Source organism: Ruegeria sp. HKCCD4315 (assembly GCF_013112245.1).
Classification (GTDB): domain Bacteria; phylum Pseudomonadota; class Alphaproteobacteria; order Rhodobacterales; family Rhodobacteraceae; genus Ruegeria.
Genome location: NZ_WVRN01000001.1, coordinates 3,051,346 through 3,075,632 on the forward strand (window position 1 = coordinate 3,051,346; position 24,287 = coordinate 3,075,632).

Here is a 24,287-nt window from a genome sequence, read left to right on the forward strand (position 1 = left end):
GAAACGACATGCACCCGACCATCGAACGAATGCAAGAGGTTGTCGCCAACGGCGATGAAGCCCTGATCCACGCGCTTCTGGCCGAGGATGTCCGGTTCCTGCCGCCAACCTACTACAGCACCTGGACCGGGCGCGCGCCGGTGGCCGCCGTTCTGGGACATGTTGGTCAGGTGTTTTCAGACTTCCGCTATCGCCGCATCATGGGCGAGGGAAAAGACTGGGCGTTGGAATTCCAGTGCAAGGTCGGGGATCTTGACGGGATCGGGGTGGATCTGATCACGCTAAACGACGACGGTTTGATTCAAACCTTCGAGGTCGCGATGCGCCCCTATAAGACAGTGGGTGCACTACGAGAGGCGATGATGGCGCGCGTGATGACCGATGCACGGTTTCTCAAGTTCAAAGACGCCCTGAGCTGACCATGCGCGGTTTGATTGCAGCCGATCAGGTCCTGCGCATTCCCCTGCTGCCGGTTCTGGCAGCGCAGGGGCTTTCAGTCCGGCGCAACGCTCAGATGTTGCCAGAGCCGACGGGCCCGCGGAATGGCCGATCAGGTCGCGGACCACGCCTGCGCCTGCTCATCTGTGGCGACAGCTCGGCGGCTGGTGTTGGGGCCGGAACCCAAGCGCAGGCTCTGTCAGGGCAGCTGGTTGACCGGCTGGCCAAACATTATTCGGTCGAGTGGCAATTGGAAGCAACCACGGGGCACACAACACTGGACACACTCTACCGCCTGAAAAGCCTGCAGGGGGAGTTCGACGCAGTTGTCACGGCCTTAGGCGTCAATGATGTGACCCGTGCCGTTACATCCCGACAATTTGCATACCGCCAAACGCAGCTTATCACTGCTCTGTCCAACGATCTGGGAGCACGACGCATTGTCGTAACCGGCGTTCCACAGATGAACAGGTTCCCAGCCTTGTCCCATCCTTTGGCCTGGGTCCTCGGCCGTCAGGCGGCCCGGCTGGATCAGGCGCTGCAGCAGGTTGTGTCGGCCTACCCCCATGTCCGGCATCTGAAACTCGATCTGCCGGATGACCCGGCGCTTGCTGCCCCGGACGGCTATCATCCCAGTCCACACGCCTACGCCCTTTGGGCAGATGCCGCGGCACAGCTGTTGCGTCAGGCCTGAGCCCGCGTTTGCCGGATCATCGGGATCGAATAAACAATCAACGCCGCCCAGATCAGCGGGAAAGCGATCATCCGACCGGTGTCGATCTTTTCGCCAAACACAGTGATTGCTGTCACGAAAATCATGGTTGGTGCGATGTATTGCAGGATACCCATCGTTGACAACCGAACCAACTTGGCCCCGTTTGCATAAACCAGCAGAGGCACAGCCGTCACGACTCCGGCGCAGGACAACAGCAAAGTATCTGACAGTCCCACGCCAAAGTGCCCCGTACCCTGCACGCCCAAAAATGTGACGTAGACCAAAGCCGGGATCAAAAGGATCAGCACCTCAAGCAGGAACCCTTGATTTGGTCCGATTGGCAGGGATCGTTTGAAAAACGCATAGAACCCCCAACTGACCATCAGGCCAAGCGCAGCCCATGGCAAACGGCCGGCCTCAAACACCAGAACCAAAACACCTAATGAGGCCAGACCCACGGCAATCAGCTGCATGCGTGTCAGTGGCTCACGCAGCAAAATCGCGCCAAGTGCAATGCTGAACAGCGGGTTGATGTAATATCCAAGCGCGGCATCCAAAGCATGACCGGTTGAGATCGCCCAAACATAAATCGCCCAGTTCACAGTAATCAAAGCAGCTGTCAAAGCCGCCATTCCCAGCATCTTCGGATTTCCGAGCGCTGCCTTGAGGTCGCGAGTGCGCCCCAAAATGACCAACAACAACCCGGCCACCGGAACAGACCAGATGATGCGATGGGCCACGACTTCGACTGGGCCAATATGGTCCAGCGCTTTCAGGTAGAGCGGCAAAAATCCCCAAAGGACATATGCGGTTACCGCCAGCGCCAGACCCTTAGGTGTGTCGGAATTCTGAGAGGGAATGGGCGTGTCGGCCACAGCAAATCTCCGGTTGATACCGGACACATTTACGGCAGTTCACATCAGCTTGAAAACTCTGAAAACGTTGAAGTAACACATAACGAATAGTGATGGGTCGATCTCGGATGCCGCGTTGAAACTCATGTTGGCGCAGCGAGGCGCTGCCTCGCGCTCCGAGGTATTTTAGCCAGATGAACAAGGGATCCCTCATTCATCTGGCCCTAAATACCTCGGGGGAGTCGCCCGGAACGGGCGGCGGGGGCAGAGCCCCCCTCTCGCATGTCAGACTTTCACACGCTCTGATTTCGGGTCGTACATCGGCTTGAGCGAAGCTTCCGCTTTAACCTTCACCCCACAGACATCGATCTCGTAAGAAGATGCCAGAACGTCCGCAGCCTTTTCGCCTTCGCACGGGACATAGCCCAGACCAATGGCACCGCCCAACGTGTGGCCATAGTTGCCTGAACTCAGGTAACCCACATATTCGCCATCGCGGACAATCGGCTCGTTGTGGAACAGCAACGGCTCAGCGTCAGTCAACTTGAACTGCACCAGCCGGTTTTTAGGGCCGCTTTCCTTGCGCGCAATCACCGCTTCCCGTCCTATGAAGTCGCTGCCTTTGTCGACCTTGACGGCAAAGCCCAAGCCCGCATCAACCACGTGATCCTCGCAGGTGATGTCATGGCCAAAATGGCGAAAGCCTTTTTCGATCCTGCAGCTGTCCATCATGTGCATACCGCACAGCTTCAGCCCCATATCCTGCCCGGCCTCAAGGAAGGTTTCGAATACATGGCCTGCCATGTCCGCAGAGACATAGATCTCCCATCCAAGCTCGCCCACATAGGTGACGCGATGAGCACGCGCCAGGCCCATACCGATCTCGATCTCCTGCGCAGTGCCGAAGGGGTTGGCCGCGTTGGTGAAATCGTTGGGCGATACTTTCTCGAGCAAAGCGCGCGAGTTGGGCCCCATGACAGCCAGAACACCTTCACCCGCCGTGACATCCGTGATCACCACATTGAAATTGCCCGCGTTGCGCATCATCCATGTTTGATCTGCCAGACGGGTCGCAGCGGGGGTCACAACCAGATAAGCGGTTTCGGTCTGGCGCGTAACGGTGACGTCCGCCTCAATCCCGCCTGTGCGGTTCAGAAACTGCGTGTAGACGATCTTGCCAGTAGGTACCGAGTAGTCGCCGCCGCCGATATAATTCATGAACTTCTCGGCATCGGGACCTTCGACTCGGATCTTGCCGAAAGACGACATGTCATACATGCCGACATTCTCGCGCACCGCGCGGTGTTCAGCAGCCGAGTTTTCGATCCAGTTCTGGCGCTTCCAGCTGTACTGGTATTCCCGTTCCTGTCCTTCATTCGCGAACCAGTTGGCGCGTTCCCAGCCGGCCAGCTCGCCCATGACGGCCCCCTGTTCCAGAAGGTGGTGGTGGAACGGCGTCCGGCGCACGCCGCGCGCAGTGGCTTTTTGGCGATAGGGGAAGTGGTCTGCATAGAGCAGCCCCAGCGTCTCTTTCGAGCGTTCGAAGAGGTACTTTTTGTTACCCTGAAACGGCTGCATCCGGCTGACGTCTACGTCGCCAAGGTCAAAGGGTTTCTCGCCTGTGTCCATCCATTCAGCCAGCGCCATGCCCGCACCACCGGCGGATTGGATGCCGATCGAATTGAACCCGGCGGCGACCCATACATTATCCATCTCAGGCGCCAGACCCAGATGGTAAGCGTCGTCCGGAGTGAACGATTCCGGGCCGTTGAAGAAAGTGTGAATACCGGCTTCGGCCAGCATCGGCATCCGTTCACATGCGGCTTCGAGGATCGGCTCAAAATGATCGAAATCTTCGGGGAGTTGATCGAATTCGAACGTGTCCGGGATGCCGTCCATTGCCCAGGGTTTAGCGTTGGATTCGAACGCACCCAGCAGGATTTTACCTGCATCTTCTTTGTAATACGCGCATTCGTCAGGCACGCGCAGCACTGGCAGTTGGGTCAGACCATCGATATTTTCGGTCACGATATAGAAATGCTCGCACGCATGAAGCGGCACGTTGGTGCCCGCCATGCGGCCAACCTCATGACCCCACATCCCGGCGCAGTTCACCACCATGTCGCATTCGATGTGGCCCGAGGCACTGCCGTCATCCGCGACCCAATCCACCCCGGTGACAGTACGGCCCTGCTTGACGATGTCTGTGACTTTAACCCGTTCCTTCACAACAGCGCCGCGCTGGCGCGCACCCTTAGCCAGCGCCAGAGCGATATTGGCGGGATCGCCCTGCCCGTCCAGCGGCAGGTAAACGGCCCCTTTGATACCGTCGAGATTGATGTGTGGGTACAGTTCTTGCACCCGCTCATTTGAAATTTCGTCGACCTCAACGCCAAAGGCGCGGGCCATGGCCGCCTGACGGTAGATCTCTTCCTTGCGCTCTTCGGTCAGGGCGACGGTGATAGAACCGCAGCGTTTGAACCCGGTGGCAACACCGGTTTCTTCTTCCAAAGAACCGTAAAGCTCCTGGCTGTACTTCGCCAGCTTGGTCATGTTTGCTGTGGCCCGCAACTGCGCGATCAGACCGGCCGCGTGCCAGGTTGTGCCACTGGTCAGCTGTTTACGTTCAAGCAGCACGACATCTTTCCAGCCCTTTTTGGTCAGGTGATAGGCGACCGAGCATCCGATGACGCCGCCGCCAATAATGACCACTCGGGCCTTGCTGGGAAGATCAACCATTGTGACGACTCCGCTAGTGTTTGGTTTGGGGCAGAATGCCACGAAGGATCGACAAGAAATGCATCAAAAGCGTCACGATGTCAGAGAAAATCATCTTTGTGTGGTCTGACGCCTGTCCCGTCTCATGACAAATGGCGTGACCCCGAAAAAGCTTTTGTAAACAGATGAAAACCCGTTGGGAAATCCGCAAGCCATCCCAATCTCGCGTACGCTCATTGTTGTGTTCATCAGAAGGTTATTGGCCTTGGCCAAACGCATTTCGCGATAGAACCCGTTGGGAGTTGTGCCGAAGAAGGATTTGAACTTACGTTCCAGTGACCGATTTGACAGGTTCAAGTCCTCGACAATCTGGCGGATTGGCAAGGGTTCCTCGATATTCTCTTGCATCAGCTTAATGCACTGATCCAGCTTGGCGTCGCCGGTGGCTGTGGTTTTTGCCCCGGAAAACGGCTGCATGGATGAGAAATCGCGAATCTGCTCATGCAGCATGATATCGGCGACCGTCATTTTGGCTGGCCCCGAGATGTGTCGCCCGATAACCGACAGTGCAATGTCTGCCGTGGCGCTCATACCGGCACAGGTCACTACGGGTCCGATCTCGGTCGCGATCAAAAGCTTCGCCTCGAACCGGGCACCGCGTTCACGCAGGAACGAGGCATTTTCCCAATGGGTTGCCAAATCTTCCGTGCCCTGTTCTTTTATGTAACGACTGGCCGCTTCAGACAGCAAAAAGACCTGTGCGCCACGGAAAGTATAGTCCGACACAATACGGCCCAACGACAGGTCTGGCTGATCCGGGTCCGTGTTGCCGATGACGAACAAATAGTCAGCCGTAGGTTGCGATGGTACCGTTGAGGTCGAAACAAAAGCGTCACTGCTGCTGGCAATATCGCCACCGCGCAAAGACCGGTAGGTATAGGTGAAAGGCGGCGAGGCACAGACCCGGTTTGCCACCCGCAGAACATCCACAAGCGAGGCGAGTTCAAGCAACACAAACCCCGGCGCGACAAGAATGTCGAAATGCCGGATCGTTTGCTTCAAGCCTTTTTGCGCCGTCTCACCTGTCATCTTCGTGCTCAGACGATGTTGTGTCCGGCTGCCCGCAACCGGGTGGCGAGCGTTTCGATGTGCTCCGGTCCGATTTCACAGCATCCGCCGACAATCGTTGCCCCCTGATCAATCCATGCCATGACGCGATCCGCGTATGCATGGGGCCCAAGATCATGGCGTTGTTCCAGCGCATCAACTGTTGGCGCATCTTCAAGAAACCCGGCCGAGATATGCGTGAACCCATTTGCATAGGCCCCAAATGGCAAGGACATGCTGGACAGGATGTCCAACGCTGCTGGGATCGCTTCGGGGCGCGAGCAATTGATCAACAGCGCATCCGGCGCGTACGTTTTGACCAACGGCGCTATGTCCGCCAGGGGCTCACCCGACCTGAGACGGGTGCCGTCGTCATCGTTGACTGAAAGAGACAACCAAACCGGCTTGCCACATCCCGATGTTCCCCGCAGCGCGCCTTCGGCTTCAAGCACAGAGGACACCGTCTCGATGAGAAACAGATCCACCCGATCCGCCATAAGGCTTACCAGTTCCGCAAATTTTTCGCCCGCATCGATTGGGTCGGGCTTCAGGTCGGGCCTGTATGTGGCCAACAAAGGCCCCAGAGAACCCGCGACGCGCCCCTTTGTTCCAATGCACGCGGCTTGTGCTTGTGACAAGGCCGCATCAACGAGGGGTTCCAACTGATCTTCGATGTCTTCGAACCGCAATCGGGACCGGTGAACCGCATAGGTATTCGTTGTCGCTATTGTCGCGCCGCACCTGAAATACTCTTCGTGTACTTCGCGCACCAGCTCGGGGCGATCAATCATGACCCGAGTTGACCAAAGCGCTGTTGGCGTATCCCCGCTGCGTTTGACCAATTCCTGGCCGATTGAACCATCCAAGAGGGTGATATCTGTCATGTCATTGCTCCTCAGGGGATCAGCACCAGCTTGCCCGGAAAGGTCTTGGATTGAAAATCCGATTGCGCCAGTGCGATGTCCCTTAACGGATAGGTGCGCGAGATCAATGGCCGGATGCGCCCGGCATTCATCAATTCGACAAGGCGGCCAAATACTTCGGGTGTCTGATGCGTACAGCCATGAATGGTTATGTCGCGCAAGTAGATATCCCTAAGATCCGCCTGCACCATCGGGCCGGCAATTGCGCCTGATACGGCGTAATGCCCACCGGGTTTCAGCGACAGGATCAACGATGCCCACGCGGGCCCACCAACCACATCAATCACCACGTCGAACATGTCATGCGGCAACGGTTCATCACGCTCGAAGGTTCCTGCCGCACCCTGGGATTTCACGACCTCAGCCTTTGCGGACCCCGTCACGCCCCAGACAGTGGCCCCACGCAACGCAGCAAGCTGCACAGCGGCCATCCCAACACCACCAGACGCGCCAGTGATCAGGACCTTTTGGCCTGATGTGACCCCTGCGCGGGTCAGCAGGTTTTCAGCGGTCCCAAATGCGCAGGGGATGGCTGCAATTTCAACGTCGGACAAAGGGGATGCGCTGACGTCGTACAGGTCATCCGCCTCTACCAGACAGTATTGGGCAAACGCCCCGTCGATCTCGGACCCCAATGCAATAAAGCCCTGAGGCTGACCGGGACGCGGACGCGGCAGGTTGATCGGGCAGGTCACGCGTTGGCCTGGACTGAAATGGACCCTATCGCCCACTGCCTCGATGATGCCGCACAGATCCCCACCCTGAATGCGTGGGAAACGTAGGGCGCCACCCCACCCGCCGGCTTCGACGTCCTGATCCACAGCATCCGTAGCGCCGGTCACATCCGACGAATACCAGCCAACCCGCGTATTGATATCAGTGTTGTTCACACCGGCAGCGGCAACCCGAACAAGGACCTGCCCGGGACCGGGCTTTGGCACCGGAATATCTTCGCGCCACTCCAAGACTTCGGGTCCACCGTGACCCGTCAGATAGACACCAGACATGGTTTTTGGAATAGCCATCTCAGACCTCATCATCCGGATGCGGCGGGACAGGACCCATGGGAACAATGTCGTAGCGCGCATTGACCTCGGCCATCTTGGCCTCGTCCGCAAAGTCTGCCTCGGTCATCTTTGCAAGTTCAGCAAGGAACCCATCAAACCCCGAGGGCTGAAAGATCATGAGCATCTTGGCTGGCGCATCACCTGCAACGCGGCACGCGTGCGGTACTCCGGGTGGCACATGCATCGTGGTGCCCTGCCCGCATCGATGCCAGTCGCCGTCGACATAGAAGTCAACTTCACCTTCCAGAAAATAGAAGGTTTCGGCGTGCGTATCATGGCGATGAAGGCCAAGCGCAAAGCTGGCCTTCAAGTTGTCTTCCATAAGCGTGTATGCGCCGTCTGTGTCCTGACCTGACACCTTCACGAAGGTATGATCGTTTTCCCAGTCATAGTTGGGGCCCTCGCCGGGCCCCAGTTTGGCGTATCGTTTGCTCATGGCGGTCTCCGCAAGAGGTTAAGCGCGCAACCGCTCGTTCTCGGGATCCCAAAGCGGTTGATCCTGCTCTACCACAGCGCGGCACTTTTGGCCGTAGATTTCGACCTCAAGCTCGGTACCCGGGTTCGCAAGCTCAGCCTTGATCATGCCCAGAGCGATGGATTTGCCGACACGGTACCCCCATGCACCCGACGTCGTCTCACCGACGATCTCATCGCCCTGCCAGATGCAGGACATGTAAGGCGCGTCGCAATCACCAGCCTCAACAGTCAGGGTGACGAACGACTTCTTCACGCCTTGCTGCTTCTCGCTCAGGATCGCGGCCTTGCCGGGGAAGTCCTGCGGCTTGTCCAGTTTGACGAACCGCTCCAGCCCCCCTTCGAGCAGCGAGTAATCGGTCGACAAGTCGCCTTTCCACGCGCGGTAACCTTTCTCGATGCGCAGCGAGTTCAGGGCGTACATGCCGAACGGCTTGGCCCCTGCACCGAGGATCGCGTCGTAGATCGCAGGCATATCCGCGTTGAGTGCGTGTACTTCCCACCCCAACTCACCAGCAAAAGAAACGCGGATCAGGTGGGCCGGTTGGCCAGCCACGGTTGCGGCCTGATGGGTCAGCCAGCCCGAGGACAGATCGGCGTCGGTCAAACCCGACAGGATCTCACGCGATTTCGGGCCGGTGACGATCAGTGTGTCGCGGGTTGTGGTGACGTCCTCAACCGATACGCTGGCGGGCATTGCATTCACCAGAATATCCCGGTCATGCCATTGCGCGGTCGCGGCAGTGATCATGACGAATTCATCTTCGCCCAGGCGCAGACAGGACATCTCTGTCAGGATGCGGCCGCGGTCATCCGAGATGTAGACCAGATTGATACGGCCCACTTTAGGCAATCCACCAGCTACTAGGCCACGCAGTGCCTCGGCAGCGCCTTCGCCTTTGACCATGAAACGCGAGAACCCTGGCAGGTCAAGCACGCCGCAATGGTCGCGCACCGCCTCGCATTCTTCTTTGATCCGCTGCTCCCAGGGGCCGGAACGGCCCCAGGTATGCGTTGCCTCAAGCGTGGTGTCATCACCCGGCTGCGCGAACCAGTTGGCGCGTTCCCAACCGTTGTAAACGCCCATCACGCCGCCCAGCGCTTTGACCTTATCATGAACCGGCGACAGCTTTTTGTCACGCGCGGCAGGCCATTCGTGGTGCGGGAAATGCATGGCGTATTCGTTGCCGTAGACTTCCATGCCTTTCTGGTTGCAATAGTCCTGATCGGTGTAATCGGTGTAGCGGCGTGGATCGACGGCCCACATATCCCATTCGGTCGCGCCGTCAACGATCCATTCCGCCAGCACCTTGCCCGCGCCACCGCCCTGCGCGATGCCAAAGGTAAAACTGTGTGCCTCAAAAGCGTTTTTCACACCGGGCATCGGACCGATCAGCGGCAGGCCATCAGGCGCGTAGGGGATCGGACCGTTGATTACACGTCCAACGCCCGAGGTTGCCATCAGCGGCACCCGCTCCATGGCGTCGGTGACGATATCCTCAATCCGGTCCAGATCGTCATTCCAAAGCTGGAAGCTGAAATCCTCGGGCATCGGATCGTCTTCGGTCATCCAGTGGCCCTTGCAGTTGGGCTCATAGGGGCCGAGGTTGAAGCCGTTCTTCTCTTGCCGCAGATAGTAGGAGACATCGACGTCGCGCAGCAGCGGCAGCTTGCCGCCATGCTCTTTCGACCACGCCTCAACCTCGGGCACCTCGTCGGTCAGCAGGTATTGATGGCTCATGACCATCGCGGGAACGGTGCGGCCGCCGAATGGCTTGAACATCTCGCCCACGCGCTGCGCATAGTAGCCGGCGGCGTTCACCACATAGTCACAGGCGATGTCGCCCTTTTCCGTATGCACGGTCCAGCTGCCATCGTCATGCTGTGTCACATCGGTGGCCGGGCAGAAACGGATGATCTTCTGGCCCAGATCGCGCGCGCCTTTGGCCAACGCCTGCGTCAGCTGCGCCGGGTCGATATCGCCATCGGTCGGATCGTACAACACGCCCTCAAGGTCATGCGTCTCAAGGAACGGATAATGCTCCTTGGCCTGTTCCGGGGTCCACATCTCCATCGGGATGCCCTGATAGCGGCCCATGGACATGGCGCGCTCGAACTCTTGCATCCGCTCTTTGCTATGCGCCAGACGAATGGAACCCGAAACGTGGTAGTTCATCGGATAGTCAACTTCTTCGGCCAAGCGCGAATACAGCTCGGTCGAGTAGCGCTGCATGTTCATGATCGCCCATGAGGTCGAGAAGGTCGGCACGTTGCCCGCCGCGTGCCAAGTCGAGCCAGCAGTCAGCTCGTTCTTTTCCAGCAGAACGCAGTCGGTCCAGCCCTTCTTGGCCAGATGATAAAGGGACGAGCAGCCCACGACGCCGCCACCGATGATGACAACACGGGCTTTGGTTGGAAAATCACTCATGTGTTTTGATCCTCTGTTACTGTGCCCGCTGGGGCAGATCGTCTGAGATGTCGTAGTAGTCACCTTTGTCAGCGACAAAGATGTGCTTTGAGAGTTTCAGGCCCGTAGGTTCGCTGAGCGCACCCATGGAAATCGAAATCGTGTCTTCGGCATTGTGCTGCCAGAACAGGAAAGAGCCACATACACTGCAAAAGCCACGCCGCGCGGTATCTGACGCACGGAACCAACGCAGCGTGTCGCTGGCGGTAAAGCTCAGGTTGTCCTCATGGGTCGAGGTCGAGGACCAGATGTGGCCCGACTGCTTGCGGCACTGGCCGCAATGGCATGCCGAGGGCGGCGACAGCTCTCCGTCGATGGTAAACGCGACCGCGCCGCACAGGCAGGAACCCGTGTGCATACAATTACCCCCTTGCTGCGGGCGTGGAGCTGGCCCCCAGCAACACGCCATAGATGATGAAACAGGTCGCCATCACACGGCGAACCCAGATGTTGAACACAGCCCCTAGTGCGGCCTTGCCCATGAGCGCGCCCAGTAGGGTGAAGCCGGTATAACTGAGCGTGGTGATGATCAGCGCCGTGGGCATGATGACTCCCATCTGCTGCCAGATCGGCACGTCGGGCTGCACGAATTGCGAAAAGGCCGCCAGGTACCCTGCCACGCTTTTGGGATTTATCGTCGCCACCGCCAGCGCGTGAAAATAGACATGCCGCGCAGGGCGTTCAGAGGCTGGCGCTGGTTTCGTAGCGTTCATCCAGCCTCGGATGCCGACCCAAATCAGGAAAGCGGCCCCCACAAGTTTGGCCACGAAGAACCCGGTCGGTGACGCCGCGATCAGTGCGGTGATGCCCAGCGCCGACAGGATCAGGAACGCGCTGGCTTGCGTCACGATTGCCAGCACCCCAAGCATTGCTTTGGGAAACGGTAAGCTCATCCCATTTGAGATGCAGTTGACCGCGTTCGGGCCTGGGGTGGTTACGAACACCACCCAGAACAACGCGAATATGGTCCAGGCCTCAAAGCTCATCAGTACACCGGTGGCGCGATGACCCAGATGGCTACTGCGGGCTCATCATAGGGGTTAGACCATTGATAAGGTTCGTGTTTGATCCGAAAGCTGTCACCCGGACCGACAGTGAAAGCCCGCGACCCGATGGTCAGATCCAATCGGCCCGAGATCATGTAGCCGACTTCCTGTGTCGGGCGATGGGCTGGGGTCTGCATCTTCGAGTTGGGCTCGAACGTGGAATGTACCATTTCAAAATCATCGGTCAGATCAGGCGAAAGCAGTTCCTCTATCAACCCTTCTTCACCCGACCCCATGGGACGACGTGTGCCCGCACGAACGACATAACCCTTTTCCTCAACCGGAACCGCTGCATGGGCAAACAGCATCGACATCGGCACGCCAAGGCATTCAGCAATCTGACGCAGATCCGAGATCGAAGGATCGGACATGTCCCGTTCAACCTGACTGAGCCAACCGACCGAACGATCAAGGCGGGTCGCGATCTCGGTCAGGGTCAACCCGCGCGCTTTGCGCAAGGCCCTTAAATCAGCACCCAATGTCGCGCTTTGTGGGGCTTGGCTGTTCACACAGTTGCTCCGAATCTCGTGAAATTTTACATCTGTTTTTCACGATGGGGCAAATTGATGAAATTTCCAAGCATTTTTTCATCTGGTCACCTGCGCCAAGTGCGATGCACGTTGTCAGTTTGTGTGGAGAACACTGTCACGGAACGGTTCGTGGACTTAAGGCACCATCGGTGCGCCGATTTCGCGGACGTAAATCTCTGTTTCCACAGTCGAGTCGTCGCGGTAGGGTGTAAAACCCGATTTTTGCAAAACGCGGGCAGAGGCCGGGTTGTCGCGTCCAACCCCCGCGACCAAGCGAACGGCTGGGCCCGAAGTACACGCGGCGACAAATCCGTCCAAAAGCTCTGAGGCATAGCCTTTGCCCCATGCCGTTTCAGAAATCAGGTAGCCTAGATGGACCGTCTGCACAGATTTATGGGCAGAATCCAGTGCCAGTATCATCAGGCCGATCAGATGACGGTCATGTCTTTGGCGAACCACCAAAACATCACTTTCTGCGCAACGATCATTGATCCAATGAGATATGCCCCGGTCCTGCACCTGCATGGACGGCGGCAGGGATCTAAGCACATTTGGGGTCAAAATCGTGATGAGCTCGTCTTCCAGACTTTCACGCAACAAAGGGTCCCGGAGTTCATCTCTCCAGTGAAAAACCGAAAGGCGTCGTGTGAGGAATTGGTCTAGGCCCATGCCTGCTCCAACCTGTTGGGGACGGTGGCATTTTAACGGGTACCGGGCAAAACCGAAACACGGCGCACTATAGTCAGGCGCAAGCCTGCCCTGCTTTGGTTAAACCTGAGCGAAGGTCCTGGACAGAATCCCCGACAGGTATTCTGCGTCATCGACTGAAAATGCATCCGGTTGATCGCTGTCGATGTCAAAAACCGCAATCACTTCACCGGCAGCATTGTGGACGGGCAACACCAGTTCGGACCGGGTTGAAGATGCGCACGCAATATGGCCTGGGAAAGCGTCCACGTCTGGGACGAGCTGCACTTCACCCGTCCGGGCGGCAGCACCACAAACGCCGCGTTCGAACGGAATGACAAGGCACCCATGCCCGCCTTGGTAAGGGCCGATTTTCAACAGACCGGGTTCCACAACACGGTAGAATCCGGTCCAGTCAAAGCGGTCATCGGAATGATGCACTTCGCACGCAACCGTGGCCATCAAAGCGACCTGATCCGTTTCGCCTTCGGTCAACGCCGCGATGGTTTTGGCCAGAGTTTCATAATCGGTTTTCATCGTGTCTAATCCATTGGGGCCGCGCGGGGGCGCTACCCCCGCACCCCCGGAGTATTTGGAAAAAGATGAAGGGTCAAACGCGTTCGATCGCAATTGCAGTGCCTTCACCGCCGCCGATGCAGATGGCCGCGACACCGCGTTTGAGGTCTCGCTTTTCCAACGCGTTCAACAGTGTCACCATGATGCGCGCACCCGAGGCACCAATAGGATGGCCCAACGCACAGGCCCCGCCATTCACGTTCACTTTGTCGCGCGGCAGACCCATCTCGTGCATGAACGCCATCGGCACAACTGCAAAGGCTTCATTGACCTCCCAAAGATCAACATCCTCCTTGTTCCAACCGATGCTGGACAAGAGTTTCTGTGCGGCCGGAACCGGCGCAGTGGTGAACAGTCCGGGCGCTTGCGCGTGACTGGCATGACCCAAAATACGGGCGCGCACCGCCAGCCCTTGGGCTTTGGCAGCTTCGGCCGAAGCCAGAACAAGCGCAGCAGCACCGTCAGAAATCGACGACGAGTTGGCAGCCGTCACGGTGCCATCCTTACGAAACGCGGGCTTCAAGGTGGGTATCTTTTCAGGGCGGGCGGATTTTGGTTGTTCGTCTGTGTCCTGCACAACCTCACCTTTTCGCGTGCGAACTGTGACAGGCGCAACCTCATGTTCAAATGCGCCGTTTTCCTGCGCCGCAAGGGCATTGGACAGAGATTGGAGCGCATACTCATCCTGAGCTTCGCGCGTAAACTGATAGGCTTCAGCACAGTCTTCGGCAAAGGTTCCCATCAGGCGGCCTTTCTCATAAGCGTCCTCGAGCCCGTCGAGGAACATGTGATCGACCACCTGACCATGACCTATTCGGGCACCACCACGCATTTTGGGCAGCAGGTAAGGGGCATTCGTCATACTCTCCATTCCGCCTGCAACCATTGTATCCGCGTGACCCAACGCAATCTGGTCAAAGGCCATCATCGCCGCTTTCATGCCCGAACCGCACATCTTGTTCAGAGTGGTTGCCGGGACCTCTTCCCCTAACCCAGCAGCAAAACCAGCCTGACGCGCAGGGGCTTGACCCTGACCTGCTGGCAACACACATCCCATCAGCACTTCATCAACGGTCTGCGCCCGCGCCTGGCTTAACGCAGCCCGGATCGCTTCACCGCCAAGGTCAGCCGCGGCAACTCCGTCAAACATGCCCTGAAAGCCCCCCATTGGCGTTCTTGCGGCCCCTGCAATCACAACGTCTTTCATCCGGGTTTTCCTCCTGCTTCACGGCCCTTGAATACCGAATGGTAAGAATTGGCGTCTAGCGTATTTCTACGACTCAATTTTTTGATTGGAGGGTGCCGGACTATGGGGTTGACCAGCACATCAAGCGGCGCAACACAGATCATCACCGTTCATTCCAATCGGATTGATGCCGCGATGGCCATTCAGTTCAAGGAAGACATGCGGTCGGAAACCGAAACCGGCGCAATTCGGGTTGTCCTGGATTTGTCCAGCGTCGAATTCATTGATTCCAGCGGTTTGGGCGCAATTGTCGCGTCGATGAAACAATTGGGCAAAGACAGGAGGCTGGATTTGGCCGGACCGCAGCCCGTGGTTGAGAAAGTCTTTCGCTTGACACGCATGGATACGGTCTTTCGGTTGTTTGCGACACTGGACGACGCGCTGTCCTCGCCAGACGCGTAACCAAGGCAGGAGTGGATGGGCGTGGAGCCAATTTGTAACAAGACCTGTCTGGAACTAAGCTTCCCGGCCACAGACACAGAAGCAAGTGCAGGTATCGCGCAGCTTAGTAGTGGTCTGGCAAACCATGGATTGCCACCTCATAAATCGGACGATGTTAAGATTGCATTGGCTGAAGCAATCAACAATGTGGTGGAACACGCATACAAGGGCATTGCACCGGCCAATGTTCAGGTTACGTGTCGGCTGGATCGGGATCGGCTGGACATCCTGATCTCTGACACCGGGCACCCGCTTCCTGGTTTACAAATGCCGGACGGAACACCCGCACCGCTGGCGGAAACAACACAAGATCTGCCGGAAGGGGGGTTTGGCTGGTTCCTGATTCATCAGCTTACCAGTGACATTCGATATGAACACCGGGATGGGTGCAACCGGCTGTCCCTGAGGTTTAACTTCGGCAAAAACGCCTAATCAGGCCCAATTGGTCACAATAACGCCATTTTCGAAACATTGTCGCGCCTCAAACAACCGCCATACAGTGACTCGTAGCTCAGATAGCTTCCCTCGGCGCCAATTATCACAGCCCCCACCCAGTGAAAGGCGCCGAGGAACTTCTCCCCCTGAAATCTCTGGACAATCCCCAATCAGTGAATAGCTTTCCCTTGTTCAAAAGAGAGAGAATTCGCCATGCGGGATTTGCATAAACCGGGCCGGTCAGAAGTGTTTGCAACGCAGGGGATGTGCGCAACCTCTCACCCGCTGGCGGCCAATGCGGCAATCGGCATTCTTGAGCAGGGTGGCAACGCAATGGACGCAGCGATTGCCGGTGCGGTCCTGTTGGGCATCTGCGAACCGCAGATGACCGGTTTGGGTGGCGATTGTTTTGTTCTTTTCAACCGCGCGGGCGAACATCAAATACGTGCCCTGAACGGCTCGGGCCGATCTCCGGCTGCCGCGCAGGCACAGCCTTTGCGCGATCAAGGCGTGTCATCTGTGCCTTTGAACGGGCCGGATGCAGTGACGATTCCCGGTGCCGTGGACGCTTTCTGTCATTTGGCAGAAACGGAAGGGCGCTTGGGGTTGGACGCGATCCTGACCCCAGCAATTCACTATGCGGAGGCAGGCGTTCCGGTTGCACCCCGCGTTGCGTTTGATTGGAAGATCGGAGCGGCTACCTTGCAAGGCCCAGCCCGAGACCACTATCTGATCGACGGGCAAGCCCCCTCAGTCGGGCAGATTTTTCGCGCGCCGGGTCAGGCCGAAGTGTTGCGTCGGATCGCCAAAGAAGGGCGTGACGCGTTTTATTCCGGCGATATTGCCGAGGACATGATTGCTGCCCTTTCCATTCGGGGTGGAGTTCACACCGCTGAGGATTTTCAAAACACGAAATACACAGAAACGCAGCCAATGCAGGGCGCCTATCAAGGGGTCGATCTGGTCGAACATCCGCCAAACGGTCAGGGCGCGACCGCAATTCTTTTGCTCAATATTCTGAAGCATTTTGACGTGGCCAACATGGACCCCTTTGGCGCTGAGAGGGTGCATATCGAGGCTGAGGCCACCAAGCTGGCCTATGATGCGCGCAACCGGTTTATCGCGGATCCTGACCACATGGCGCGTGCAGAGCGTTTCCTTGACCCTGAACTGGCCGCCAAACTGGCCGCGCTTATAGATCCGAAACGTGCCATGCCTGCGGCAGCACCACTGACCGAAGCCATTCACAAGGACACCGTCTACATCACCGTTGTGGATCGCTACCAGATGGCGGTTTCGATGATCTATTCGATTTTCCATAGTTTCGGATCAGGGATCGCCTCGGAGAAGTACGGCATTTTGCTCCAGAACCGAGGCGCTGGCTTCACGCTGGACCCTGGCCATCCAAACGAGTTGGCTGGAGGTAAGCGCCCGATGCACACGATCATTCCAGGGATGCTGACCGAAAACGACCGTGTCATGATGCCCTTTGGTGTGATGGGCGGAGCGTACCAGCCCACCGGCCACGCGCGTTTTGTGTCAAACCTCAGGGATTTCGGCCTTGAGCTACAAGAGAGCATCAACGCCCCACGCGCGTTTTTCGACGGATCGGTTCTGAAACTGGAACGCGGCTACCCCGATGATGTAGCGAAACAATTGTCAGAAATTGGGCATACTATCGAAGTGCCGGAAACTCCACTTGGTGGGGCGCAAGCGATCCGAATCCGAGAAGACGGTATTTTGGAGGGTGCCAGCGACCCGCGCAAGGACGGTTGCGCCCTTGGATACTAGAGCCAACCAACGCGGACCTTCGCGGTTGGACGACTTTAGTTCAGATGGAAATGCAATGGGTACGAGCCGTCTTCGAACGGGCCGAACATATTGGGAATATCGGGGTGCTCAACAGGCTCACCAGAATAGTCCGCAACCAGATTTTGTTCTGAAACATAAGCAACATAGAAGGATTGGTCGTTCTCAGCCAACAGGTGATAAAACGGTTGCTCTTTCCGCGGGCGGCTGTCTTCGGGAATGGCCTGATACCATTCCTCGGTGTTCGAAAATTCTGGGTCCACGTCAAAAATCACCCCTCGAAAAGGGTGTTTTTTATGACGAACCACCTGGCCTAAGCCGTATTTTGCACGTGTCTTTAGCATTGTTTCAGCCCCCAAAGCATTTACTACCCGTTTCTGGCCGGAAAAGCCAATCATTGATGTGAAACTCAGGGAAACAGTCTGTGAACCTAATACTAACAGTGTTCGAAATTGTGGCGCCGGTCTTTCTGTTGTCAGGGATTGGTTTTGCCTGGGTAAAGCTGGGATTCGAGTACCGCCTTCAGTTCGTAACCCGGTTTGCGACGACCCTGGCAATGCCCAGCCTGATCTTTGTGGCTCTGATGCAAACTGAAATTCCGGGCGGAGACCTTTCGCGCTTCACGATGGCAACTCTGATTGCAAATCTTTTGCTGGCCGGGGTGTTCTGGGTGATCGTTCGGGTGTTGCACCTGAACCAACGGACATATCTGTCACCGTTGATATTCGGGAATACCGGCAATCTTGGTCTGCCCTTGTGTATCTTTGCCTTTGGTCAGGTCGGATTGGGATATGCGGTAATCTTCCTGTCTGTTACTGCCTTATTTTCCTTTACTTACGGAATCTATCTGGTTGCCGGGAAAGGCGCGTGGGGGCAAGTTTTGCGCCAGCCGATGGCATGGGCCACCATTTTGGGGGCCATTTTCCTGTGGCAAGGGTGGCAAACACCCACCTTCCTGACCAACACGCTTGACCTGTTGGGGCAGATGGCAGTCCCATTGATGTTGGTGACAGTGGGTGTGGCAATCGCCCGCCTGACTTCGCGCAGTATCGGGCACGCTATTTGGCTATCGGCGTTGAAGCTGGCCGTTTGTTTTACTCTGGGATGGGGGATCGGTGTTCTTTTCGATCTCGACACCATCGCCTTTGGCGTTCTGGTGCTGCAGATGTGCACACCCGTTGCGGTGACGTCATACCTGTTGGCGGAACGGTTTGGCGCCGACGCAGATGCCGTTGCCGGTATGGTGATGGTATCGACCGTTCTTTCCGTTGCGGCACTGCCTGCCATCCTGGCTATCGTTTTGTAACGATTGTGATTTCATAATCGCTCAATCTGCGCTAGAATGTGCAAAAAAAGGCATGAGGCACATGAGCAGAATTCTTATCGTACTCTTCGGGGTGCTGCTTTTGGCATCCTGTGGGGGCGGCTCGAAACAGCCGCCCAGCAAATTGAATGACGCGTGCAGCATTGCGCGCGAAAAACCCGACTATATCAGGGCTTTCAAGAACACCGAACGTAAATGGGGTGTTCCCGTGCACGTTCAGATGGCCACGATCTATCAGGAAAGCCGCTATCGCCACGATGCGCGCACCCCGCACAGATACGTTCTGGGCGTCATCCCGATGGGCCGACAAAGCAGTGCTTATGGCTATGGCCAAGCGCTTGACGGTACGTGGGAGCAATACCAACGTGAAACCGGAAAACGCCGCGCCAAGCGGGATCGGATTCGCGACGCGTCGGATTTTATCGGCTGGTACATGAATAAAAGTTACGAACGTAACGGTATTCACCCGGCAGATACACGCAATCAATATCTCGCTTATCACGAAGGCCATACCGGCTTCGCGCGTGGAAGTTACAACAGCAAGTCCTGGTTGTTGAACGTGGCTAGTGACGTGGATGCGCGCGCGCAATTATACCAGGCGCAGTTGGCCAACTGCCGGTACTGACAAAGCTTGATCGGGTCAGCGATTGCCTGACCCGACCCTTTTTCTGTTCGAGAACAAGTCCTGATCGAGGCGCCCGCCTTCGGTCAGAGCACCCAGAAGAACAGTTGTCTGACCCCCAGCATTGTCGTGAATCACCCATTTACGCAGCTCGACCGGATCGTCTGTGAACATCAGATCAATCCGCCCTGCTTCTGGGTTCTTAGGGTCTTGCGCCGTGACCACAGTGGCGGTGCCGTCAAAACTGTGCCCCACAACCATATTAGCCTGCCCCAAGTTCACGTTCCGCGCCAGTACGATGGACAGGGGCGTCCGCTTCAGCGGGTATTGCTCGGGCGGTTGATTTGATTTCGGATCGAAAATCTGAACACTGCCGGAACGCGCAAGTACCACTGCACTGTTGGGTGGATCATATTCAAACCGCATCTTGCCCGGGCGCTGCATCCACAGCTTACCGGTGCTCAGCGATCCATCGTCGTTCACTTGCGTGAAGGTCGTCTCAACCGTTTTCAATCCGTTCAGGTAATTGGAAATCTGCGAAAGCGGCAACTTATCCGCCGCCCATGCGGCAGGTGCGGCCAGTGTCAAAGCAAGGGCAAAAGCAATCTGTTTCATGCCGTACAGATAGGCCTTCTGCCCTTGTTATTAAATATCTTACTGCTCGGGGACGAGGATTTCCCGCTTACCGACGTGATTTGCCGCAGAAACAACGCCTTCGTCCTCCATCTGCTCAACCAGGCGCGCCGCCTTGTTGTAGCCGATGGCAAGTTTCCGCTGGATATACGAGGTCGAGCATTTGCGATCCTTGATCACAATCGCCACCGCCTGATCGTACAGGGCATCCTCGCCGTTCGTGTTACCCCCGGTGTTCAGACCCAGAACGGCATCGATGTTTTCAGCCTTTTCCTCGGCTGGGCCATCGACCACACCGCTCATGTAGTCGGGTGGGCCGAACTGTTTCAGGTGGTTGACGATTTCCTCGACCTCCTCGTCCGACACAAAGGGACCGTGGCATCGAGTAATCTTGGCCCCGCCCGCCATATACAGCATATCGCCCTGCCCCAGCAGCTGCTCGGCACCCATTTCGCCCAAAATCGTGCGGCTATCGACTTTCGAGGTCACCTGGAACGAGATCCGCGTCGGGAAGTTCGCCTTGATCGTGCCGGTAATCACGTCGACCGAGGGGCGTTGCGTCGCCATGATCAAGTGAATGCCCGAGGCCCGTGCCATCTGCGCCAGTCGCTGGATGCAGGCTTCGATTTCCTTGCCCGCGACCATCATCAAGTCAGCCATCTCGTCGACGATGACAACGATATAGGGCATCGCTTCGGGGGCGAATTCTTCGGTCTCAAAGGTGGGCTCGCCGGTTTCATCATCAAACCCGGTCTGCACCGTGCGGCTGAACATCTCGCCTTTGTCCAACGCGTCCTTCACGCGGCCATTGTAGCCCGCGATGTTGCGGACGCCCATTTTGGACATCTTGCGATAGCGGTCTTCCATCTCACCCACGACCCACTTCAGAGCCACAACCGCCTTTTTCGGGTCGGTGACGACAGGGGACAGCAGATGTGGGATGCCATCATACACCGACAATTCCAGCATTTTCGGATCGATCATGATCAGGCGGCATTCATCCGGCGACAGTTTGTACAGCAGAGACAGGATCATGGTGTTGATCGCCACCGACTTACCCGAGCCGGTCGTACCTGCAATCAGCAGGTGAGGCATCTTGGCCAGGTTGGCCACGACGGATTCGCCACCGATGTCCTTGCCCAGCGCCAGCGGCAGTGCATGATTGCCATCGCCAAAATCACGGCTGGCGAGGATTTCGCGCAGCACCACCATCTCACGGTTTTCGTTAGGCAGTTCGATGCCGATGACCGAACGGCCCGGCAAGGTCGAAACCCGTGCCGACAGCGCCGACATTGAACGCGCAATGTCATCCGCCAGACCAATCACCCGGCTGGCTTTCAAACCCGGAGCCGGTTCCAATTCGTACATGGTGACCACAGGACCGGGGCGCACGCTAACGATCTCGCCCTTGACGCCGTAGTCATCCAAAACGTTTTCCAGCATCCGCGCGTTTTCTTCCAACGCCTCATCACTCAGATGATGGCGCTGAATGCTGGCCGGGTTCGACAACAGCCCCAGCGGAGGCAGCTCGAAATCCGAATGCTTATCCTCAAAAGACAGTGCCGGTTGCGCCTCGGCCTGCGCACGGCGCGACGGCGGCGGTGTGCGGCGCACGGGCTGTGCGACCACGGGCTTGCGCGGCTCCGCCACTGGGATCTTCGTCGCAGGGCGCGACTGCGGCACAGAGTCTTCCATGTCCTCGACAAGTGGCTCATCGTCCAGATCCGCCATAGGCGCGTATTGGTCTTGCTGGATCTCGGGCGCATACTCGACCGGGGCCGGATCATGCCACTCGGGTGCGGCTCCTGCTGTCATCGGAGGTTCGGGCGGCAACCCGCTGGTGGTCACCGGTGGCTCGGCCGGCAATTCATCCGGCTGATGCGCATTCAGGATCAGCGGGTCGGGTCGACGGCCTCGGCCTTTGGTCAAAGGCAGGCTCGGGTCCGGTTCGGGCGTCATCTCGCCAGTTGCAACTTTGCGATTGCGCACAGCAGCCGAGATTTTTGAGCGGATGCGATCTTCGCCGGGCATTTCGTCAAAGCCCGGAATCGGTTCTGGATCGACCAATTCAGGCTCAGGCAGCGGTTCCGGGCGGCGGATCAACGACGGCATGCGCGCCAAAAGGCCGGTTTTGGGCGCAGGTTCGGGCTCTTCTTCCAGTTCTTCAAAGACGGGATCACCGAAGGCGATATCATCATTCAAAACTGGTTCCACCCGCGCGGCGCGGTGTTCTTTCCATTGCGCCTGTCGATCCCGCGCAGCCCGCGCAGTCGCCGAGGCACCACGGCCCAGCAGATTCATCAGCAGGTCGTAGGCCATCACCAAACCCAAAAGGAACGCACGGAAGCCGCGTTTCACGTCGGCTTTAGTAAAGCCGAGAACAAAGATGCCCAGCGCGATCATTCCGACCGCCATGGCAAGAGACATCAGCTTGACCAGAAAATGCGAAGAGATCGGCAAAAGCGTCAACAACGCGCCCATGACCGTGTCGCCGAACAGACCTCCCAGACCATAGCTGTGCGTCGCGCGCCATTCGGCACCGGGAACAAGGGTCGCAGCGTAAACCGAGACAACGGCGATCCAGATTGGGGCAAAGATCAACCGGGCAATGGCGCGGTCTTCACCGAAATGACCCGCGAAACGCAAACCCCAACCAATCAGCACGAGCGCAACACCCCAGCTGCCCCAGCCCACGATCATGAAAAGGGGCGCAGCGATCGATGCGCCTATTCGCCCCATCCAGTTCTGCACCGGCGCGTCGGTCGAAACCATCCAGTTCGGATCATCGGGGGTGTAGGACCAGATCATCGCGGCCGCAGCCAAACCCAGCAGGATAAGGGCGATGCCGATCAGTTCCTTGCTGCGTCGCTCCAAGGCGGCTTGCGTGGTGCTGTCCAACAATGGATCGCGATTGCGCGCGTTATATGATGCCATTTTGCCCTCGTACCTCACGAATAGATGCAGTCGCGGAGTGTGATCAGACCACGCTGCAACTCTGTTTTTGGGGCTACCAATGCAACCCGGATAAAGCCTTTGCCCGGGTTGTTCCCCGGATCACCTTGTGAAAGATATGCGCCCGGCAGGACCCGAACCCCGGTGTCCTTCCAGACCTTCAATGCGGTGTCTTCGCCGTTGTCGACCGGCAGCCACAAAAAGAACCCGGCCTTTGGCGACATGTATCCCTGCACGCCCGCGAACACCTCATCCGCGATGGCGTATTTTTCCTGATAGAGCGCGCGGTTTTCACGGACGTGTTCTTCATCTGCCCAGACCTTTGCCGCAGCGGCCTGCAAGGGCAACGGCAAAGGCGACCCGGCATAAGTGCGCAATTGCTTGACCTGTTTGATCGTCTCCGGCCCGCCCGCGATCAGCCCCGACCGTAACCCGGCCAGGTTCGAGCGTTTGGAAAGCGAGTTGAACAGCGTGATCCGTTCAGGATCAGCGCCCAGTTCTTGTGCGACGGTCAGAATACCTGTTGGGGCCGTGTCCCGGTAAATCTCGGAATAACATTCGTCGGCGAAGATGCGGAAATCGTATTGCTCGGCCAAACGGATCAATTCAGCCCAGTAATCGCGCGAGGCGACGGCCCCCTGCGGGTTGGCAGGTGAGCAGATATAGGCCACAGCGGTGCGATTCAGCACCTCAGCCGGTAGACCGGCATAATCTGGCAGATGACCGGTTGCGGCGGTTGCAGGCACAAAATAGGGCTGCGCGCCTACCGAAAGCGAAGCGACCATGTAGACCTGATAAAACGGATTCGGGCACAGGATGATCGGTTGCTGGCCGTTCTTTTGTTCCGGGCACAGCGCCATAGCGGCGTTATACAACCCCTCACGGGTCCCGTTCAGCGCCATCACGTTGGCATCCGGGTCCATCTGAACGCCATAGCGGTGATGAATCCAATCCGTGATCGCACCACGCAGGTCTTCCGAACCTTCGTTCGGCGGATAGCCCTGAAACCCAGAGGCGTTTTCCATTATGACATCTGTCACCCATGCCGGAAAATCATGCGTGGGTGCACCAATCGTCATGTGAACGACGTCACCGCCCGGCTGGTGATGATCCAACAGGGCGCGCAGACGCGGGAATGCATAAGCCGGTAGGTTCGAAAACCGCTCGGGGAAATCCATAATACTGCCTCAATATCGGGGTCATTTACGCCCCGTTTTTTTGGC

At 57.5% G+C, this 24,287-nt stretch carries 24 protein-coding genes; 7 read left to right on the forward strand and 17 right to left on the reverse strand.

Features of this window, described 5'->3' with window-relative positions; genetic code table 11:
- The first annotated feature begins 8 nt into the window (after window positions 1–8).
- Window positions 9–419 (forward strand): nuclear transport factor 2 family protein, encoded by a 411-nt coding sequence (locus tag GS646_RS15125; protein ID WP_171188680.1) that lies wholly within the window; start codon window positions 9–11, stop codon window positions 417–419.
- Between the two features lie 2 nt (window positions 420–421).
- Entirely contained in the window at window positions 422–1,132 is a 711-nt protein-coding gene (locus tag GS646_RS15130; RefSeq protein WP_171188678.1) for an SGNH/GDSL hydrolase family protein, read from the forward strand.
- On the opposite strand, the gene rarD is transcribed toward GS646_RS15130, so the two are convergent.
- From rarD to GS646_RS15195, 13 genes are all read right to left on the reverse strand, one after another.
- On the reverse strand, window positions 1,123–2,028 hold the full coding sequence (gene rarD, locus GS646_RS15135; protein ID WP_171188676.1) for an EamA family transporter RarD: 906 nt from the start codon (window positions 2,026–2,028) through the stop codon (window positions 1,123–1,125). The genes GS646_RS15130 and rarD overlap by 10 nt on opposite strands.
- A gap of 264 nt (window positions 2,029–2,292) precedes the next feature.
- Complete coding sequence (locus GS646_RS15140) at window positions 2,293–4,746, reverse strand: FAD-dependent oxidoreductase (protein ID WP_171648388.1); 2,454 nt, start codon at window positions 4,744–4,746, stop codon at window positions 2,293–2,295.
- 90 nt (window positions 4,747–4,836) lie between these two features.
- A complete protein-coding gene (locus GS646_RS15145) occupies window positions 4,837–5,814 on the reverse strand; it encodes a GlxA family transcriptional regulator (RefSeq protein ID WP_171188672.1) in 978 nt (325 codons plus the stop codon).
- An 8-nt stretch (window positions 5,815–5,822) separates the two neighbouring features.
- Complete coding sequence (locus GS646_RS15150) at window positions 5,823–6,716, reverse strand: homocysteine S-methyltransferase family protein (RefSeq protein ID WP_171648386.1); 894 nt, start codon at window positions 6,714–6,716, stop codon at window positions 5,823–5,825.
- A gap of 11 nt (window positions 6,717–6,727) precedes the next feature.
- A complete protein-coding gene (locus GS646_RS15155; RefSeq protein ID WP_171188669.1) occupies window positions 6,728–7,780 on the reverse strand; it encodes an alcohol dehydrogenase family protein in 1,053 nt (350 codons plus the stop codon).
- A gap of 1 nt (window position 7,781) precedes the next feature.
- Entirely contained in the window at window positions 7,782–8,258 is a 477-nt protein-coding gene (locus tag GS646_RS15160) for a cupin domain-containing protein (protein WP_171188668.1), read from the reverse strand.
- Between the two features lie 18 nt (window positions 8,259–8,276).
- A complete protein-coding gene (locus tag GS646_RS15165) occupies window positions 8,277–10,724 on the reverse strand; it encodes an FAD-dependent oxidoreductase (protein WP_171188667.1) in 2,448 nt (815 codons plus the stop codon).
- Between the two features lie 16 nt (window positions 10,725–10,740).
- Window positions 10,741–11,121: a GFA family protein gene (locus GS646_RS15170; RefSeq protein ID WP_171188666.1), complete on the reverse strand. Its 381-nt coding sequence runs from the start codon at window positions 11,119–11,121 to the stop codon at window positions 10,741–10,743.
- Between the two features lie 4 nt (window positions 11,122–11,125).
- Window positions 11,126–11,749, reverse strand: coding sequence for a LysE family translocator (locus tag GS646_RS15175; protein WP_171188665.1), 624 nt, complete (start codon window positions 11,747–11,749; stop codon window positions 11,126–11,128).
- On the reverse strand, window positions 11,749–12,318 hold the full coding sequence (locus GS646_RS15180) for an XRE family transcriptional regulator (protein ID WP_171095880.1): 570 nt from the start codon (window positions 12,316–12,318) through the stop codon (window positions 11,749–11,751). Before GS646_RS15180 ends, GS646_RS15175 begins: the two co-directional genes overlap by 1 nt.
- A gap of 156 nt (window positions 12,319–12,474) precedes the next feature.
- Window positions 12,475–13,008: a GNAT family N-acetyltransferase gene (locus GS646_RS15185; protein ID WP_171648384.1), complete on the reverse strand. Its 534-nt coding sequence runs from the start codon at window positions 13,006–13,008 to the stop codon at window positions 12,475–12,477.
- 99 nt (window positions 13,009–13,107) lie between these two features.
- A complete protein-coding gene (locus GS646_RS15190; RefSeq protein WP_171648382.1) occupies window positions 13,108–13,563 on the reverse strand; it encodes a GAF domain-containing protein in 456 nt (151 codons plus the stop codon).
- A gap of 73 nt (window positions 13,564–13,636) precedes the next feature.
- Window positions 13,637–14,809: an acetyl-CoA C-acyltransferase gene (locus GS646_RS15195; protein WP_171648380.1), complete on the reverse strand. Its 1,173-nt coding sequence runs from the start codon at window positions 14,807–14,809 to the stop codon at window positions 13,637–13,639.
- A 102-nt stretch (window positions 14,810–14,911) separates the two neighbouring features.
- On the opposite strand from GS646_RS15195, the gene GS646_RS15200 reads away from it, so the two are divergent.
- From GS646_RS15200 to GS646_RS15210, 3 genes are all read left to right on the forward strand, one after another.
- Window positions 14,912–15,250 (forward strand): STAS domain-containing protein, encoded by a 339-nt coding sequence (locus GS646_RS15200; protein WP_171648378.1) that lies wholly within the window; start codon window positions 14,912–14,914, stop codon window positions 15,248–15,250.
- A 21-nt stretch (window positions 15,251–15,271) separates the two neighbouring features.
- Window positions 15,272–15,721: an ATP-binding protein gene (locus tag GS646_RS15205; RefSeq protein ID WP_371732090.1), complete on the forward strand. Its 450-nt coding sequence runs from the start codon at window positions 15,272–15,274 to the stop codon at window positions 15,719–15,721.
- 216 nt (window positions 15,722–15,937) lie between these two features.
- Window positions 15,938–17,515, forward strand: coding sequence for a gamma-glutamyltransferase family protein (locus GS646_RS15210; protein ID WP_171648374.1), 1,578 nt, complete (start codon window positions 15,938–15,940; stop codon window positions 17,513–17,515).
- A 35-nt stretch (window positions 17,516–17,550) separates the two neighbouring features.
- On the opposite strand, the gene hspQ is transcribed toward GS646_RS15210, so the two are convergent.
- On the reverse strand, window positions 17,551–17,877 hold the full coding sequence (gene hspQ / locus GS646_RS15215; protein WP_117872061.1) for a heat shock protein HspQ: 327 nt from the start codon (window positions 17,875–17,877) through the stop codon (window positions 17,551–17,553).
- An 80-nt stretch (window positions 17,878–17,957) separates the two neighbouring features.
- On the opposite strand from hspQ, the gene GS646_RS15220 reads away from it, so the two are divergent.
- Together GS646_RS15220 and GS646_RS15225 are read left to right on the forward strand one after the other, a co-directional pair.
- Window positions 17,958–18,839 carry an AEC family transporter gene (locus GS646_RS15220; RefSeq protein ID WP_171188654.1) on the forward strand — a complete coding sequence of 294 codons (882 nt, stop codon included), beginning with the start codon at window positions 17,958–17,960 and terminating at the stop codon, window positions 18,837–18,839.
- A 61-nt stretch (window positions 18,840–18,900) separates the two neighbouring features.
- A complete protein-coding gene (locus GS646_RS15225) occupies window positions 18,901–19,482 on the forward strand; it encodes a lytic transglycosylase (protein WP_171095865.1) in 582 nt (193 codons plus the stop codon).
- A gap of 15 nt (window positions 19,483–19,497) precedes the next feature.
- Here the strand turns inward: GS646_RS15225 and GS646_RS15230 are convergent, their stop codons facing one another.
- From GS646_RS15230 to GS646_RS15240, 3 genes are read right to left on the reverse strand one after another with little or no spacing between them, the layout of a single operon-like run.
- The gene (locus GS646_RS15230) at window positions 19,498–20,094 is read right to left on the reverse strand and encodes an outer membrane lipoprotein carrier protein LolA (protein WP_171095863.1); all 597 of its coding nucleotides are present in this window, start codon (window positions 20,092–20,094) and stop codon (window positions 19,498–19,500) included.
- 39 nt (window positions 20,095–20,133) lie between these two features.
- On the reverse strand, window positions 20,134–23,046 hold the full coding sequence (locus GS646_RS15235; protein WP_171188651.1) for a DNA translocase FtsK: 2,913 nt from the start codon (window positions 23,044–23,046) through the stop codon (window positions 20,134–20,136).
- A gap of 14 nt (window positions 23,047–23,060) precedes the next feature.
- Complete coding sequence (locus GS646_RS15240; RefSeq protein ID WP_171188649.1) at window positions 23,061–24,242, reverse strand: aminotransferase class I/II-fold pyridoxal phosphate-dependent enzyme; 1,182 nt, start codon at window positions 24,240–24,242, stop codon at window positions 23,061–23,063.
- Between the last annotated feature and the right edge of the window lie 45 nt (window positions 24,243–24,287).